Annotated in this window: 10 protein-coding genes and 1 pseudogene; 3 read left to right on the top strand and 8 right to left on the bottom strand. The window is 72.5% G+C overall.

The genetic code is table 11. The features are described 5' to 3' along the window. Positions 1–68: 68 nt before the first annotated feature. Together ACH4DZ_RS24805 and ACH4DZ_RS24800 are read right to left on the bottom strand one after the other, a co-directional pair. A complete protein-coding gene (locus tag ACH4DZ_RS24805; protein ID WP_398289495.1) occupies positions 69–1,760 on the bottom strand; it encodes a DUF885 domain-containing protein in 1,692 nt (563 codons plus the stop codon). Positions 1,761–1,822: 62 nt separating this feature from the next. Further along, a complete protein-coding gene (locus tag ACH4DZ_RS24800) occupies positions 1,823–2,359 on the bottom strand; it encodes an Lrp/AsnC family transcriptional regulator (RefSeq protein WP_398289494.1) in 537 nt (178 codons plus the stop codon). 60 nt (positions 2,360–2,419) lie between these two features. On the opposite strand from ACH4DZ_RS24800, the gene ACH4DZ_RS24795 reads away from it, so the two are divergent. After that, complete coding sequence (locus tag ACH4DZ_RS24795; protein WP_398289493.1) at positions 2,420–3,712, top strand: trans-sulfuration enzyme family protein; 1,293 nt, start codon at positions 2,420–2,422, stop codon at positions 3,710–3,712. Between the two features lie 155 nt (positions 3,713–3,867). Here ACH4DZ_RS24795 and ACH4DZ_RS24790 read toward each other — a convergent pair whose 3' ends face one another. The 5 genes from ACH4DZ_RS24790 to ACH4DZ_RS24770 form a co-directional block, all read right to left on the bottom strand. Then, positions 3,868–5,325, bottom strand: a complete 1,458-nt coding sequence (locus tag ACH4DZ_RS24790; protein WP_398289492.1) for a GNAT family N-acetyltransferase — start codon at positions 5,323–5,325, stop codon at positions 3,868–3,870. Between the two features lie 166 nt (positions 5,326–5,491). Next, positions 5,492–8,242 (bottom strand): DUF6493 family protein, encoded by a 2,751-nt coding sequence (locus ACH4DZ_RS24785; RefSeq protein ID WP_398289491.1) that lies wholly within the window; start codon positions 8,240–8,242, stop codon positions 5,492–5,494. Then, the gene (locus ACH4DZ_RS24780; RefSeq protein WP_398289490.1) at positions 8,239–9,642 is read right to left on the bottom strand and encodes an SWIM zinc finger family protein; all 1,404 of its coding nucleotides are present in this window, start codon (positions 9,640–9,642) and stop codon (positions 8,239–8,241) included. Before ACH4DZ_RS24780 ends, ACH4DZ_RS24785 begins: the two co-directional genes overlap by 4 nt. A 195-nt stretch (positions 9,643–9,837) precedes the next feature. Then, positions 9,838–11,427, bottom strand: a complete 1,590-nt coding sequence (locus tag ACH4DZ_RS24775; protein WP_398289489.1) for an alkaline phosphatase D family protein — start codon at positions 11,425–11,427, stop codon at positions 9,838–9,840. 226 nt (positions 11,428–11,653) lie between these two features. Continuing rightward, entirely contained in the window at positions 11,654–13,102 is a 1,449-nt protein-coding gene (locus ACH4DZ_RS24770; protein ID WP_398289488.1) for a PLP-dependent aminotransferase family protein, read from the bottom strand. Here ACH4DZ_RS24770 and ACH4DZ_RS24765 point away from each other — a divergent pair. Continuing rightward, positions 13,093–13,986, top strand: a pseudogene (locus ACH4DZ_RS24765) (DMT family transporter); the annotation flags it as partial. The gene ACH4DZ_RS24770 and the pseudogene ACH4DZ_RS24765 sit on opposite strands and share 10 nt — an antisense overlap. A 15-nt stretch (positions 13,987–14,001) precedes the next feature. On the opposite strand, the gene ACH4DZ_RS24760 reads toward ACH4DZ_RS24765, so the two are convergent. Then, positions 14,002–14,862, bottom strand: coding sequence for an alpha/beta fold hydrolase (locus ACH4DZ_RS24760; protein ID WP_398289487.1), 861 nt, complete (start codon positions 14,860–14,862; stop codon positions 14,002–14,004). A 137-nt stretch (positions 14,863–14,999) separates the two neighbouring features. Between ACH4DZ_RS24760 and ACH4DZ_RS24755 the strand changes: the two genes are divergently transcribed. After that, positions 15,000–15,884 carry an RNA polymerase sigma-70 factor gene (locus ACH4DZ_RS24755; RefSeq protein ID WP_398289486.1) on the top strand — a complete coding sequence of 295 codons (885 nt, stop codon included), beginning with the start codon at positions 15,000–15,002 and terminating at the stop codon, positions 15,882–15,884. The last annotated feature ends 1 nt before the right edge of the window (position 15,885 follow it).

Raw genomic sequence — 15,885 nt, 5'->3', positions numbered from 1 at the left:
CGCTGTGCGACATGCGAAATGCGGCATGCGAAATGCGACTTGCGGCATGCGCCGCGTGCCACGTCCTGTCAGAGCCGGGACAGCTCGTCCACCAGGTCGTCGAGGCCCAACGACCCCTGGGACAGGGCCGCCATGTGCCACGCCTTCGCGTCGAAGGCGTCCCCATGACGCTCGCGCGCGTTCGCCCGGCCCAGCAGCCAGGCACGTTCGCCGAGCTTGTAGCCGATGGCCTGGCCGGGGATGGACAGGTAGCGGGTCAGCTCGCTCTCCACGAAGTCCGCGGGACGGCTGCTGTGCGCGCCGAAGAACTCCTGGGCCAGCTCCGGAGTCCACCGCTCGCCCGAGTGGAACGGCGACTCCGCCGGAATCTCCAGCTCCAGGTGCATGCCGATGTCGACGATGACACGGGCCGCGCGCATCATCTGCGCGTCCAGATACCCGAGCCGCTCCTCGGCGTCCTTGAGGTAGCCGAGTTCGTCCATGAGCCGTTCCGCGTACAGGGCCCAGCCCTCGCAGTTGGCGCTGACGCCACCGATGGTCGCCTGGTAGCGCGAGAGGTTCTCGGCGACATGGGCCCACTGGGCGAGCTGGAGGTGATGGCCGGGGACGCCCTCGTGGTACCAGGTCGACACCAGGTCGTACACCGGTAAGCGGGTCTGCCCCATCGTCGGCAGCCACGTACGGCCGGGGCGGGAGAAGTCCTCCGTCGGTGCCGTGTAGTACGGGGCGGCGGCGCTGCCCGGCGGGGCGATGCGGGACTCCACCTTCCGTACCCGCTCGGCGAGTTCGAAGTGGGTGCCGTCCAACTCCTCGATGGCCCGGTCCATCAGGCTCTGCAGCCACTCGCGGACCTCGTCGACCCCTTCGATGTGCCGACCGTGCTCGTCGAGGTGGGCGAGCGCCACCCACGGCGTCGCGGCGCCGGGCAGTACCTTCTCGGCCTCCTTCTTCATCTCGGCGAGCAGCCGGTGGTACTCGGCCCAGCCGTACGCGTACGCCTCGTCCAGGTCGAGATCCGTACCGTTGAAGTAGCGCGACCAGCGCGCGTACCGGTCGCGGCCCACCGTGTTCGGCGCACCCTCGATCGCGGGCGCGTACACGTCACGCATCCAGTCGCGCAGCGCGACCACGGCGGTGGTCGCCGTCCGGGCGGCCTCGTCGAGTTCAGCGCGCAGGGTCTCCGGTCCGGCCGACGCGAAGTCCTCGAACCAGCCGCGGCCGGAACCGTCCGTGTCCGACCACTCGGTGAGCTGCTCGACGAAGGTCGCGGTCGGGCGCGGACCCGCGTACAGCTTGCGCTCCAGACCGAGGGAGAGGCACTCGCGGTAGCCGTCGAGGGCCGCCGGCACCGCCCGCAACCGCTCGGCGATCGCGGCCCAGTCCTCGTCGGTGTCCGTCGGCGTCACGGTGAACACCTCGCGCACCGCGTGCACGGCCGTGTGCATGTTGCCGACGGCCCGCAGGCTCTCCTCGGCGTCGTGCACGCCGAGTTCGGCGGTGAGGCGCTCGCGCAGCAGGCGCGCGCACCGGCGCTCGATGTCACTGTCCGCGCCCGACTGCCGCTCCGCCTCGTCGAGCCGGGCCAGCGTGGTCCTCGCCAGTTGCGCGAGCGCCTCCTGTCCGCCGGGCGAGGTGTCGGGCAGCCTGCCGGAACTCTCCTTCACGCCGAGGTACGTACCGGTGACCGGGTCGAGGGCGATGAGTTCGTCGACGTAGGTGTCGGCGACCTCACGGGGCAGCGGGTTCTTCGTCTGTGACATACGGCCATCCTCATACGCGGACGGCCGCCGCGTCAGCCCGGTTCTCCAGGCGTTTTGCCGTCTCAGCCCGATTTCGCCGAGGGCGTGGCGCCCGAGCTCGCGGCGCCCGCACCTGTGGCGCCCTGCGGGTCGGGCGGCAGCAGGGGGCCGCATTCCCACTGCTGGAAGATCAGCCGGGTCTCGACGCGCGCCACCTCGCGGTGCGCGGTGAAGCCGTCGAGAACCAGCCGCTGCAGATCCGCCATGTCGGCGACCGCGACATGCACCAGATAGTCGTCGGGCCCGGTGAGATGGAAGACGGTACGCGACTCCGGCAGCGACCTGATCCGTTCCACGAACGGCCCGACCAACTCCCGCCGATGCGGCCTGACCTGCACGGACAGCAGCGCCTCCAGGCCCCGTCCCAGCTTCGCCGGATCGAGCCGCAGCTGATGGCCGAGGATGACGCCCGAGCGGCGCAGCCGGGTGACCCGGTCCAGGCAGGTCGAGGGCGCCACCCCGATCTGCGCGGCGAGATCCCGGTACGTGGTCCGGGCGTCGTTCTGCAGAAGGCGCAGAAGATGCAGGTCCACCGGGTCCAGTACGACGGATTCGGCCATGTGCCGAACGTAACACGGGGTCTCGCCCCGTTACCCCGGTTGTTGTTCAGGCTTCCGTCCATGGATCTCGGTAGCACAGACATACGCGATATGGGCGACATGCGCGACGTGTGCGACGGCGTGGCGGACGCGGCGGGCAAGGCGGGCAAGGCAGGCAAGGCAGGCAAGGCGGGCGAAGCGGGCAAGGGGTCGGGGCCCGGTGTACGGGCCCTGGACACCGAAGCCGTGCACGCGGGGCGGGACGATCTCGCCCGGCAGGGCCTGCACGCCGTGCCGATCGATCTGTCCACGACCTATCCGTCGTACGACAGCCGGGGTGAGGCGGCCCGCATCGACGCCTTCGCCACCGACGGGGCCCAGCCGGACGGCCCGCCGGTCTACGGTCGGCTCGGCAACCCGACCGTCGCCCGCTTCGAGACGGCGCTCGCCCGGCTGGAGGGCACGCAGAGCGCCGTGGCCTTCGCGAGCGGCATGGCCGCGCTGAGCGCGGTGCTCCTCGTACGCAACTCCCTGGGACTGCGCCATGTCGTGGCCGTACGGCCCCTGTACGGCTGCAGCGACCACCTGCTGACCGCCGGGCTGCTCGGCTCCGAGGTGACGTGGGTCGACCCCGCCGGGATACAGGACGCCCTGCGGCCGGACACCGGTCTGGTCCTGGTCGAGTCACCGGCCAATCCAACACTTGCCGAACTCGATCTGCGGGCGATCGCCCACGCCTGTGGGAGCGTTCCGCTGCTCGCCGACAACACCTTCGCCACTCCCGTGCTGCAACGGCCCGTCGAGCAGGGGGCGCGGCTCGTGCTCCACAGCGCCACCAAGTACCTGGGCGGACACGGTGACGTGATGGCCGGAGTGGTGGCCTGCGACGAGGAGTTCGCCGGACGGCTGCGGCAGATCCGGTTCGCCACGGGCGGCGTGCTGCATCCGCTGGCCGGTTATCTGCTGCTGCGCGGACTGTCGACGCTGCCCGTACGGGTGCGCGCCGCCTCCGCGAACGCCGCGGAACTGGTTCGTCGGCTGTCCGCCGATCCGCGGGTCACCCGCGTCCACTATCCGCGGATCGGCGGAGCCATGATCGCGTTCGAGGTCCAGGGCGACCCGCACCAGGTGATCGCCGCGGTCCGGCTGATCACCCCGGCGGTGAGCCTCGGCAGCGTCGACACGCTGATCCAGCACCCCGCCTCGATCAGCCATCGGGTCGTGGACGCGGAGGACCGGCGGGGGAGCGGCGTGGGTGACCGGCTGTTGCGGCTGTCGGTGGGACTGGAGGACGTGGACGACCTCTGGCGGGACCTGGATCGGGCGTTGGCGGCGACGGAGCGCCGCGGCGCAGTGAGCGCCGAGAGCGTTTGACGCGAACCCTGGCCTTTGACGCGAACCCGGGACTTTGGCATGACCCCGAGTGTCTGACGCGAACCCGAGCCTCTGACGCGAGCCCGTAACGGCGGCAGGCCCGGCACAGTCACCGGGCCTGCCGCCGTTACGGGCTCATGGGCTGTCCTGCCCCGTCAGTCGCGCACGGAGTGCTCGCGCTCGTGCCCGGCGTCCTCCGCGTGCGGGGCCGCCGTCTCCAGACGGGCAGTGATGACGAGGGTGCCCTCCTCGATCTGGTAGTCGAGGGGGAGGTCGAGGCCGCGCATCGCGGCGACCATGCCGGTGTTGGCGGCCTGCGTGACGGCGTACACGCTGTCGCAGCCGGCCTCTACGGCCATCGCCACCAGGCGGCCGAGCAGTTCGCCGCCGATCCCGCGCCGCTGCCAGTCGTCCTCCACCAGCAGGGCGATCTCCGTCTCGTCGCCGTCCCACAGGAGATGTCCGAGTCCGACGACGCGCCCCGACGCGGTCTGCACGGCGAGCGTGCGGCCGAAGTGCGGGCTGAGGAGATGCTTGAGGTACTTGTCCGCATCGCCGACGGGCCCGTGGTACCGCATGCTCAACGTCCGCTGCGAGCACCGCTCGTGCATGGCCTTCGCGGCCTCGACGTCACCGGCGTCGGCACGGCGAACGATGATGTCCTTGCCCTGCGGCAGCGTCAGTACGTCCCGGCTGCGCGGGACCCGCGGGCCGAGCCGCGCGTCCAGCTCGACCAGCGCCCGGGCCCGGGCGAACTCCGTCGGCGTGAAGGGCAGATACGGCCGCTCCACGGTGATCACTCCGCCTTCCGGTGCGCGCAACCGCATCACCGTGTCCTCAAGCGCCCCCTCGACGGGCGCCCCCGCCTCCGGACGGTCCCCGCGCACCGACGTGGCGGGCAGCGAACGGATCGTGCACCGTCCCAGCAACTGCCGCAGCGCCAGCGGCAGTTCGGCCGCGTCCAGTGCCGTGCGGGTCGCGAGACCCAGTACCCGGGTGGGCGCGTCGACCAGGTCGTGCGCGTCGGCCCGCTCGATCCAGGTCCCGAAACCGCCCGACAGGGACACCGCCCGCGTGACCTCGGACGCCGCCACCGGCGCGGGGGCGCGCAGCAGGAACTCGTCCACCGTGCCCTCGGCCAGCGGATGCGTCTGCAGGCTCAGGATGTCGACCCGCAGTTCCGCCAGCGCCATGCACAGCGCGGCCAGCGAACCCGGCTCGTCCCGCACGGTGGTCCGCATCCGCCACAACACGGTCCCGCCCGAGCCCGAGCCCGAGCCTGAACCGGAGCCGTCGTCGGCATCGGTCTCCGGCGCCGTCAGGTCGCCCTCGGCCGTCCCGGCCCGCCGCGCGGATGCGGCCGGCCGGGCGCCTGTATCGCCTGTCGGCGGGGCGTGACCGTGGCGGTGTGACCACCAGGTGTGGAAGCCCGCCGTGGCGATCAGCGCGACCGCCGAGATGGCGAGGAGGGCGGGCCCGTCGGGGCCGTGCCCGATCACATTCGCCACGGCGTCGGCGACCGCCACCGCCGTGAACAGAGCGGCCAGTTCGACGAGGTCCCTGCGCCAGTGGTGGACCGGCCGGCCGTTTTTCGCACGCGTCACATCAGACATGTCTGCAGTCATACAGTCACTGTGGAGTACGGGTGTTGCGTGATCGCGAACGCTTTGTGACTGATCGGTTAAGTATGCATCTGTCTTGTTTGTTGCATTTTTTACGATTCCCCCTGCGCAACTCGTCCACTTGGCTGAACGACCTGGTCGGTCGCGGCTGTCCGCGTCAGGCGGCCACCCCCTGTTCCAGTGTGGCGCGCAGCCGGCGGGCCTGGGCCACGAGCCGCGACGAACCGCTCCGCTCCGCCACCTGTGCGAGATGCTCCACATCCCCGTGCGCGCCGGTCCGCTCGGCGGCGACGGCCAGCAGTTCGCCCATTCCCCGGGCGGGCTGAGCGGCGCCGTCCGCGGCCAGGCCCGCGAGCAGGGCGGGCAGCGCCGCCCCGAGTATCGACCAGACGGTGGCGTACGCTCCGGTCGTCGCCGCGGTCCGTACGGACTCGGCGAGCCGCAGCGGCTTCACCGCCCCCTTCCGCACCAGCTGTCCCAGATCCCCGCCGAGCCCCGCGGCGTCCAACTGCCCCCGCGCGGCGAGCACCAGCAGGGCGTCCACCGCGCTGATCCGGTCCTCCGGGTGACGCGCGCCCAGCCCGTACGCCACGCACAGGTGCACGGCCTCACCCGCCGCGCCCTCCGCCTCGGCGAGCAGCGGCAGGACCGCGGCCACACCACGGGTGTCCTCCACCGCGACCGTGGAGATCTCGCGCACGAGGCGCGCGGCCACCACCTCCCGCCGCCCGGGCATCACGGCCAGCCAGTGCTGCCGCTCGACCCGGTTCCAGTAGTGGGGGCAGTATCTGCGTGCCTCGAAGACACTCATGGGCAGGCCGAGCCGGCGGAACGCCAGGGGGAGCTCCTCCGGCAGCCCGTCGAGTTCGTCGAGTTCGAGCAGGACGCGCTCCGCCGCGACGCGGCGGGTGCTCGTGGGTGTCGCCGGGCTCTCGCTCAGGAGCCAGCGGGCCAGCCGCTCACCCTCCACCGTGCCGAGTGCGGCGGCATGTCCGGCGGCGGCAGCGCTCACGGCCCGGTCGTCGCGGCGCACCCGGAACAGTGCCTGCGTGAAGTCGGCCTCGCCGGGCCGGGCGCCGAGCCGCTGGTACTCGGTGAGGCGGGCCACCAACTCGTCCGGCTCCATGAACCCCGACGACCAGGTGGGCGTGGCCAGCAGGAACGGCATCGGGTCGGTCCGCACCCGGTAGGCGGCCTCCCACAGACGCGCGTTGAAGACGGCGGACAGCGCGCTGTGCACACAGGGATCCGACAGCGGACCGTGCTGATGGGCCTTGTGCAGCGTGGATGTGCGCACCCGGCCCAGCAGGGCCGCGAGCACCACCTCCAGGCCGTACGGATCGCGCCGGAAGTGTTCGTCCGACGAGTGGTGGTGATGATCGGTGCCCATCCACCACCTGCGGGCGACCGCCGGTTCCAGTGCCTCGGCCAGCTCCTCCCGACGCAGGTACGCGTGCCGTACCAGGCCGTCCAGGGCGCGCTCGAACACCGCCATGCCGGTGTCGGCGGACACCATCAGGGCTCCGACCTCCTCGGCCAGCTCGATCACCGAGTCGGGCGCGGGCGTGAGCCGTGACGGCTCCGGCGCGGGCGGCAGCAGCTCCAGGTACGGCTGCGCCGCGAGCTCGTCCGCGTCCAGTCCCAGGGCCGCGATCGCGCGTGCTCGCAGACCTGCGCTCAACTGGGCCACGCCGTCGGCCACTTCGTCGCGTGCCCACGGGTTCGCCGTGCCGGCCGCGCCGATGTACCGCTCCACGAGCTTCAGTGCCCGCTCCTGCACGTCCGTGTCCTCGTGGCCGAAGGCGTGCGCCACCGCGGGCAGCAGCTCCGCCGCGCTCGACGGGTCGCGCCGGAGCACCTTCCCGAGGAGCACGAGCTGGGCACGTACCAGCTTCTTCTCCGTGCGGAACAGCACGACGGCGGACATCTCGGCGAGCTGCCCGTGCGTGATGTCGCCGGCCAGCGCCAGCGATCCCAGCACCGACCGGGCGTGCGACGCCACGGTGGAGGCCGGGTGGGAGGCGAGCGCCAGCCAGTCCGCGACGCGCTCCCGCTCCTCGTCCCCGGCCGGCTCAAGCGCGGTCAACAGCCTGAGGAAGACCCGGCAGTCGGACGCCGCGACACCGCGCAGCAGCCGGGCGACGCAGGCGTCGATCATGGTCTTGCGGTCGAGGACGCCTTCCTCGGTGAGTCTCGCCAGAGCGTTGATCCAGCTCTCGGGGCCGTCACCGAACAGCCAGTCCAGGTGGCTGCCGATGTCCGGGATCTCGAAGAGGGCGGGCACGAGTCGCGCCGTGTACGGATCTTGGCGCAGCCGGTCCAGGACGCTGTCACCGCGCTGCCAGAGGCTGCCGATCTGCTCGACCCAGCCGACCACGTAGGTCTCCGTCGTCGGCACCGGGCAACCGGACAGCCGTACCAGCCCCGCCATCAGCTCGTAGGACACCTGGGAGGTCGACGGGCGGTCCGCGAGTCGCTGCGCGAGGTTGCCCAGCCAGTCCCGCTCCCGGTCGCCCAGCACATGGAGCAGGACCGCGGGGGAGGCCTGGGACCAGCGCATGTCGGCCGCGCCGATCCACGCCGCCGTACCGGCCGCTCCGGTGTGGCAGGCCGCTCCGGCCGCGTGCAGCGTGGGGTACGCCTTGCGGGACGTGGCGTCCCAGGGCGCCACCCGCAACTCCTTGCGCAGCTCCTTGAGCGCCGGCAGACAGAGCCGTCGCTCGGGATCCGTCATCCCGTCGAGCAGGCCCGCGGCCTCACCCGTCCGCCCCGCCCGCACGGCCTTCAACAACACGTCGCCCACCGACACCACCCCGTTCACCGACACCACTCCGTTCCTCGAAGTCGCCCCACCCGCCGGCCCGTTCACCGGCACCGCGTCCCGCACCACCGACATCGCACCGCTCATCGCGCACCCCCGTCGACCAGAACCTCCGCCTGTCCGGACACCGCGCCGCGGCGGACCATCCGAACCGCCAGCGCGTGCTTGCACGGCCCGCGCCCGCCGCGGTACTTCGCCCACCACAGGCAGCTGCAGCTCAGCACTCCCGCGTCGTCGCGCACCCGGTGCACGTGCCCGTCCTGCGCGGTCACCGTGCCGAGGGCGCCGTCCAGGACGACCGCGCCCGCGCCGACGAGGTCCCGGGCCGCCCGCAGCCGGGGGTTGTGCCGCTCCACGCGCTCGGCGTCGTAGGGAAGTTCACGGTGGAAGTAGGCGGCCTCCGCGGTGTCGTAGCCCACACGCCCCGAGGTGCCCAGCCGGACGAGGGCCGCCCGCACCCGCTCGGCGGGCAGTCCCGAGGCGGCGGACAGATCACCGACGTCGATCCTGGGCTCCCACGCCAGCAGCACCGAGATCAGCTCCGCGTCCTCGGCGGCCTCGTCGGTGGCCAGCGCGTCGAGTACTCCGCCCTCCCCGGAGAAGCCTCGGGAGGCTTCCGGGGACAGTGTCAGCGTGAGCCGCATCCCGGGCAGGACGACCTCCCAGGCACTGGCCGCCGCGGCGGCCCCGGTGAGCGCGGGACCGTACACCCGCAGGGCCGACGCGTGCCGGAGCACCCTCTGGAGAGCGGCCAGCCGCTCCGGGCCGGGGAGGCAGACCGCTCCCGGCACCGGCCGGGTCGTCGGCCGCAGAACGCGCCCCGCGGGCACCACCCACCGCACACCCTGGGAGGAGCCGCGCGCGCCGGAGCGGGGCAGCGAGCGCAGGAACCGTACGGCCTCGGCCGCGGGCAGTTCGGCGCGCAGGTCGAAGGAGGCCGCCGTCACCTGCGCCTCGGCGAAACCTCGCAGCCAGCGGTCCGGCAGGGGCACCTTCTTCTCCACGACCGGCCCGTCCAGGGTGGTCACGGCCATCTCGTCCGGCCCGACGCGCAGGTGCAGCGGGTCGTCGGAGCCGATCCTCGACAGCGCGTCGCGCAGGGGGTTGTTGACGTCGACGTTCGTCGTGCCGTGTCCCACCTGGCCGCCGTCGAGACCCGCCGCCAGCACGTCCAGCCGGGCGTACACCCCGCCGCAGCCGGAGAAGGACTCGAAACGCAGCCGGTCGCCGTTGCCCGTGACCACCGGGTCCAGGGACGACCGCAGCTGCTGCTGGTAGTAGCGCGTCCCCGCCACATCGGCCACCGCGAGCAGCCCTGCCGACGCGATCTGAGGTGACGTCAGGAAACCCGCGAAGAAACGGGGATGGTCCTCGACGCCACGGGGCGTCGAACCCCGAGAGGTCTCAAGTCCCAGGCGCCGGCCGCCCGGTGCGGATTCCAGCGAGGAGGATCGGGTGTAGGCCACGGCCTGCAAGGATCGCGTCATGGAAAGACCGTAGAGGCGACCACTGACAATCGCTCTGACCTGCGAAGACGTGGGAAGACGTGGGAATTTCGAGAGACCCGGGCAACCCGACGTGCCGCGTACCGGGGGATGACGCCGGTACGCGGCACGAGGCAGAAGATTACGGGAGCCGGAGCCCTTCACGTGACCTCGGTGAAACCACTGCCCGATCGTGAACTACTGCCCCACGCGCCCCGGTTGCAGCACCTTCGTGAACAGCACCGCTCCGCCGGTCGCCCGCAGGCGGACCGTCAGCTCGCCGCTCTGCCCGTCGATGTCGACCTCGCCGAAGTACTGGGGCGACTCCATGGGCGAGACGTTCGCCCTGTCGGGTGCCTGGACGAAGACCCGGTCCGGCCCGAACGTGCCGTCCAGCGCGTTCGCCTGGAAACCGCCCGCGGCGAGCGGACCGGAGACGAACTCCCAGAACGGCGCGAAGTCCTTGAAGGCCGCCCGCGACGGGTCGTAGTGCTGCGCCGAGGTGTAGTGCACGTCCGCCGTCAGCCACACCGTGCCGGTGATCCGGCGGTGCTTGACGAACCGCAACAGCTCCGCGATCTGCAGCTCGCGGCCCAGCGGTGCGCCCGGGTCGCCCTGGGCGACGGCCTCGATGTCCGTCGCGCCGTCCGGTACGACCAGGCCGAGCGGCATGTCGGAGGCGATCACCTTCCACACCGCACGCGAGCGCGCCAGCTCCCGCTTCAGCCAGACCAGCTGCTCCGCGCCCAGGATGCCGACGGTGTCGTCGGGCTGCCGGCCGGGGGAGTTGGCGTTGCGGAACGTGCGCATGTCGAGCACGAAGACGTCCAGCAGCGGACCGTGGCGTACGACCCGGTGCACCCGGCCGTCCTCGCCCGTGGCGGGCAGGGTGGAGATCGGGAAGTACTCGCTGAAGGCCTTGCGCGCGCGGGTGGCGAGCGTGTCGACGTCCTTCACCGTGTAGCGGGTGTCGGTGAGGATCTCGCCGGGGTACCAGTTGTTCGTGACCTCGTGGTCGTCCCACTGGGTGATCGTGGGGACCTGCGCGTTGAAGCGGCGTACGTTCTCGTCGAGCAGCGAGTAGCGGAAGTTGCCGCGGTACTCGGCCAGGGTCTCCGCGACCTTGGACTTCTCCTCGGTGGTGACGTTCCGCCAGACCCGGCCGTCCGGGAGTGTCACGGAGGCCGACAGCGGGCCGTCCGCGTAGATCGTGTCGCCGCTGCACAGGAAGAAGTCGGGGTTCCGGCGGCGCATCTCCTCGTACGCGTAGAGGCCTCCGATGTCCGGGTTGATGCCCCAGCCCTGGCCCACGATGTCGCCGGACCACAGGAAGCGGACGTCCTGGCGTCGCTTGGCGGGCGCGGTCCTGAAAGTGCCGGGTACGGGTTCGCCGGTACGGCGGTAGTCGTCCGGGTCGGCCAGCGTCACCCGGTAGTGGATCTGTTCCCCGGACGGCAGGCCGCGCAGCGGGACCGTGCCCGTGAAGTCCGTGTCGGCGCCCAGGAGGGGGCCGTGCCATTTTCGCGACCTGTGGAAGGACTCGGTCGCGGAGGTCTCCACGATCATGCGGGCGGGGCGGTCGGAGCGGACCCACACCAGACCGGAGTCCGTGGTCACGTCTCCGGCCTGTACGCCCCACCGCGCCCGGGGCCGCCCCGACAGCGCGAACGCCGGGGCCGCGCCGACGGCCCCGAGGGCGGAGGGCAGGGCGAGTGCCGCCGACGCGGCGAGTGAGCCGCGCAGGACGGTGCGGCGGCCGGGGAGCGGGCTCGGCGGGCTGAGGGACATGGGGCGCCTCCTGGGGCGGGTTCGGCCGGTGTGCATGGCTACACCTACTGGTGTGCCGCAGCGCACGCGCAAACCACAAGTGAACATCGCGCTGCACCCCTGCAAGATTGCGCCGTTCCCCGCGCCCCTGAAGACAAAAGATTGCGCCGTTCCCCGCGCCCCTCAAGGGGCGCGGGGAACGGCGCAGGCGACCCCCACCGGACCCGCAGACGGCATCCGGACCGGTTCAGACCCCCCGGCGGGCCGTCGCCGTCGCCATCGCCCGGACGCCCTCCCGGATACGGCTCGGGGAGACATGGGCGTAGCCCAGTACGAGGCGGACCACGTCGTCCGGGACCGGCGCGCGCGTGTACGACGTCAGCGCGCGGACAGCGACCCCCGCCGCCCCCGCGGACGCCAGGAAGCGGCCCCGCGGCCCGTACCGCTCCGGAAGCGCGGCGATGGCGTGCAGACCGGCGGCGATGCCGGATACCTCCGTGCCGGGAAAGTGTTCCGCCAGCGCAGCGACGAGCGCGTCACGACGCAGCCGGTACTCGCGCCGGCAACGCCGCAGTTGCCGGTCGTAGTCGCCGCGTTCCACGAAGCGCGCGAGCAGCGCCTGGTCGATGACCGGGTTACCGAGATCCATCGTGCGCTTGCGTTCGACGACCTCCTCGGCGAGCGACGCCGGTACCAGCAGCCAGCCGAGCCGCAGCCCCGGTGCCAGCGACTTGCTGACGGAACCGGTGTACGCGACGTGCTCCGGGTCGAGCCCCTGAAGGGCGCCCACCGGTGCCCGGTCGTAGCGGAAGTCCCCGTCGTAGTCGTCCTCGACGACGAGCCCGTCCACCGCACGGGCCCAGTCGAGGAGTTCGGCACGCCGCCGCGCGGAGTACGCGATCCCCGTCGGGAACTGATGCGCGGGCGTCGTCACCACGGCCCGAACCCCCGACGCGCGCAGCGCCCCGGTGTCCAGCCCCTCGTCGTCCAGCGGCAGCGGTACGGCATCGAGGCCGGCCGACGCGTACAAGGTCCCGTGCTCGGGGCTTCCGGGATCCTCCACGCCCACGGCGCGCACCCCGCGCGCGTGGAGCACGAATCCGAGCAGTGTGGTCGCCTGGGCCACCCCGGACACGACGACCACCCGCTCCGGATCCGCGACCACCCCCCTGCGCCGGGTCAGCAGTTCGGCGAGGGCGGTACGCAGCCGCGGCAGCCCGCGCGGGTCCGGGTAGCCCAGCGCGTGGTGGGGCAGTTCGGCGAGCACGCCACGCTGTGCCGCGGACCAGGCCGCACGCGGGAACAGCGACAGGTCGGGAGTGCCGGGCAGGAAGTCCGCCACGGCGCCCGGGGAGCGGGGGGCGAGGTCGCGTACGCGGGGCAGGGCGGCCCGGGCGGCCCCGCCGACCCAGGTACCTGCGCCCCGGCCGCTGCGCAGGTAGCCCTCCGCGGTCAACTGCTCGTACGCCTCCGTGACCAGCCCCCGGGACACCCCTAGATCGGCGGCCAGTTCGCGGCTGGACGGCAGCCGGGTGCCCGGCGCGAGGCGGCCCGAGCGGACCGACTCCCGCAGCGCGGCCTGCAGCGCGCGGCCACGCGCGCGTGCCGGTGCCGAGACGGCGGGCAGAAGCGTCTCCCAGGCGCCGGAGGGGCCCGCCGCCGGTGGCGCAGGTGGATTGGTCCCCGATGACGTCATGGAAGTGGACCTTAATCCGGACCACCGTTCTTCATAGCGTCACTTCCATGAACGCCTCCACCACGCGCGGGACCCTGCTCGCGTCCCTCGCCGCCGTCCTCGTCGGCGGTTCCTTCACCGCCAACAGCGTCCTCGGCCACTACCCGTACGCGGGTGGCCAGTTCGTGCGGTACGGCCTCGCCTGTCTGCTGCTCCTGCCGCTGGTCGGCCGGGGCGGCGCGGCACCGCTGCGCACGCTGACGCCCCGCCAATGGGTACGGCTCGCGCTGCTCGCGGCCGTCGGCATGGTCGGCTTCAACCTGGCGGTCATCGCCGCGGAACACACCGCGGAACCCGCGATACCGGGTGTCTTCGTAGGCTGCGCCCCGGTCGCCGTCGCCGTTCTCGTCCCCCTGGTGGAGGGCCGCCGGCCCCAACGGATCGTCCTGTACGGGGCGTTGCTCGTGGCCGGCGGCGCCTTCACGGTCCAGGGCTGGGGGCGTACCGACGGAGCGGGAATCGCCTTCTCCCTGTGCGCGCTCGTCGGCGAGATCGGCTTCGCGGTGCTCGCCGTGCCCGTCCTCCGGCCGCTCGGACCGCGGCTGCTCTCCGCGACGGTGTGCGGGCTCGCGGCGGCCGGGTCGGCGACGGCCGGGATCGTCCTCGACGGCCGTGCCTGGCTGCGCACCCCGGACGCCACCGAGGCCGTCGCACTGCTGTGGCAGGCGGCGATCGTCACGGTCGTCGGTTTCGTCTGCTGGTACATGGCCATGCAGCGCATCGGCGCGGAGCGCGCGACGCTCTTCTCCGGCCTCATCCCGGTGGCCGCGGCCTGCACGGCCCCGCTCGTCGGAACGGGCTCCTACGGGCCGGCCCAGGTCGCGGGAAGCGCCCTGGTGGGGGCCGGAGTGGTCCTCGGATCAGGCGCGTTGCGGCGCGGGGGAGGCCGTACGGCGGCTGCCGTCCAGAAGGACGCGCGCGACGAGCGCGGGATCGTCGTTCATCGGGACGTGCCCGCAGCCGGGCAGCTTCACCAGCCGGGCCCGGGGAATGATCCGCTTGGCGCGGACTCCCTGGCGGCGGACCAGGATCCGGTCCCGGGTGCCCCAGGCGACGGTCACAGGCAGGCCGGGGACGTCGTCCGTGAACCGGACCGAGGTGCCCGCCCTGAGGGTCTCGGTGAATCCCTGGGCGCCGGCCAGCGCGAGGGTCTCGGCGACCACCGCCTCCGGTGAACGGCGGGCGGGGCGTGCGTAGATACTGCTGGTCAGCACCGCGCGCCCGGCCGCCGACCGCGACAGCCGCTCGACCAGCGGGAGCGGCATGCTCCGTGCGGCCCGCCGCATCGCCTGCAGCACGCCGAACGCGTACCGCCGCTCGCCGGGCGACCAGAACCCGGCGGGCGACAGCGCGGTGACGGACCGGACGAGCTTCTCCCGGCCCAGTCCCAGGGCCAGCAGCCCGCCCAGGGAGTTGCCCGCCACATGCGGCCGGTTGAGCTCCAGCGTCTCGCACAGCGCGGCGAGCGCCGCGTTCATCGTCGCCAGGTCGTGGGTGAGCCCCTCGGGCAGCGCGGGCGACTCACCGAAGCCGGGCAGGTCCACCGCGATCACGTCCCGTTCGGTCGCCAGGAGGTCGACGACCGGGTCCCACGCCTGCCGGTGATGGCCTATCCCGTGCAGCAGCAGAAGCGGTTCGCCGGTGCCCACGCGCCGGTAGGCGAGGGTCACGGACCGCGGACCGTGCGGAGAGGGGACGCTGAAGGAGACCGTGGCGGCCATGGGCTGCTCCTCGACTGGAACCGGTGGACTCGGAACCGGCTGACTCCTGGACAGCTTGTCAGCAATTACTACTGACGGGTAGCCCCCGTTCTCATATCGTCTGGACACGGCCCGACGCGTCGGGTTGGGATGGCCCTGTGGCTACCGACACCGTGACCGAGGTCTTCGAAGAACACCGTTCCGTCCTGATGGGCGTCGCCTACCGCATGCTCGGCCGGGTGGCCGACGCGGAGGACGTGGTCCAGGAGGCGTGGTTGCGCTGGTCCGGGGCCGACCGCTCCGACGTCCGCGAACCGCGCGCCTATCTCGTGCGGGTCACCACCCGGCTCGCCCTCGACCGGCTGCGGCAGACCCGGGCCCGTAACGAGGCCTACGTGGGGCCCTGGCTGCCCGAGCCGTACGTCACCGACTTCGGGGACACCGTCGCCGACACGGCCGAGCGGGCCGTCCTCGCGGACTCGGTCTCCCTGGCCGTCCTCGTCGTCCTGGAGTCCCTCTCTCCGCTGGAACGCGCGGTGTTCGTGCTCCGGGAGGCGTTCGGCTATCCGTACGCCGAGATCGCCGTCACGCTCGACCGCAGTGAGCCCGCCGTGCGACAGCTCGCCGGACGGGCCCGTCGGCACGTCGAGGAGCGGCGGCCGCGCTACGAGGTCGACCCCGTGGAGCGGCGCGACCTCACCGAGCGGTTCCTCGCGGCGGCGACGGAGGGGGACCTCGACGGGCTGATGTCCCTGCTGGCCCCGGACGTGCGCCTGATCGGCGACAGCGGTGGGCTGGCCCAGGCGCCGGTGCGGGTCATCGAGTCGGCCGACAAGGTGGGCCGCTTCCTCGGCGGAGTCATGCGCAAGGGGGTGCCGGACGTGACGTTCCGCTTCCTGGAGGTCAACGGCGGACCGGCGTTCCTGGTGCTCTCCGGCGACAAGCCCGACAGCGTCTTCCAGCTCGACATCGCCGACGGCCGCGTCCAGTGCGTCTACATCGTCCGCAACCCGGAGAAGCTGCTGTCCCTCACCGTCGACTGAC

Source organism: Streptomyces sp. NPDC017991, from assembly GCF_044328075.1.
Lineage (GTDB): Bacteria > Actinomycetota > Actinomycetes > Streptomycetales > Streptomycetaceae > Streptomyces.
Note: the sequence above shows the minus strand (reverse complement) of the source record. Positions and strands in the feature narration are given on the sequence as shown.

Excerpts from the sequence above, each read along its gene's own strand:
- ACH4DZ_RS24805 (WP_398289495.1), bottom strand. The coding sequence starts at position 1,760 with ATGTCACAGACGAAGAACCCGCTGCCCCGTGAGGTCGCCGACACCTAC.
- ACH4DZ_RS24800 (WP_398289494.1), bottom strand. The coding sequence starts at position 2,359 with ATGGCCGAATCCGTCGTACTGGACCCGGTGGACCTGCATCTTCTGCGC.
- ACH4DZ_RS24795 (WP_398289493.1), top strand. The coding sequence starts at position 2,420 with ATGGATCTCGGTAGCACAGACATACGCGATATGGGCGACATGCGCGAC.
- ACH4DZ_RS24790 (WP_398289492.1), bottom strand. The coding sequence starts at position 5,325 with ATGTCTGATGTGACGCGTGCGAAAAACGGCCGGCCGGTCCACCACTGG.
- ACH4DZ_RS24785 (WP_398289491.1), bottom strand. The coding sequence starts at position 8,242 with ATGAGCGGTGCGATGTCGGTGGTGCGGGACGCGGTGCCGGTGAACGGG.
- ACH4DZ_RS24780 (WP_398289490.1), bottom strand. The coding sequence starts at position 9,642 with ATGACGCGATCCTTGCAGGCCGTGGCCTACACCCGATCCTCCTCGCTG.
- ACH4DZ_RS24775 (WP_398289489.1), bottom strand. The coding sequence starts at position 11,427 with ATGTCCCTCAGCCCGCCGAGCCCGCTCCCCGGCCGCCGCACCGTCCTG.
- ACH4DZ_RS24770 (WP_398289488.1), bottom strand. The coding sequence starts at position 13,102 with ATGACGTCATCGGGGACCAATCCACCTGCGCCACCGGCGGCGGGCCCC.
- ACH4DZ_RS24760 (WP_398289487.1), bottom strand. The coding sequence starts at position 14,862 with ATGGCCGCCACGGTCTCCTTCAGCGTCCCCTCTCCGCACGGTCCGCGG.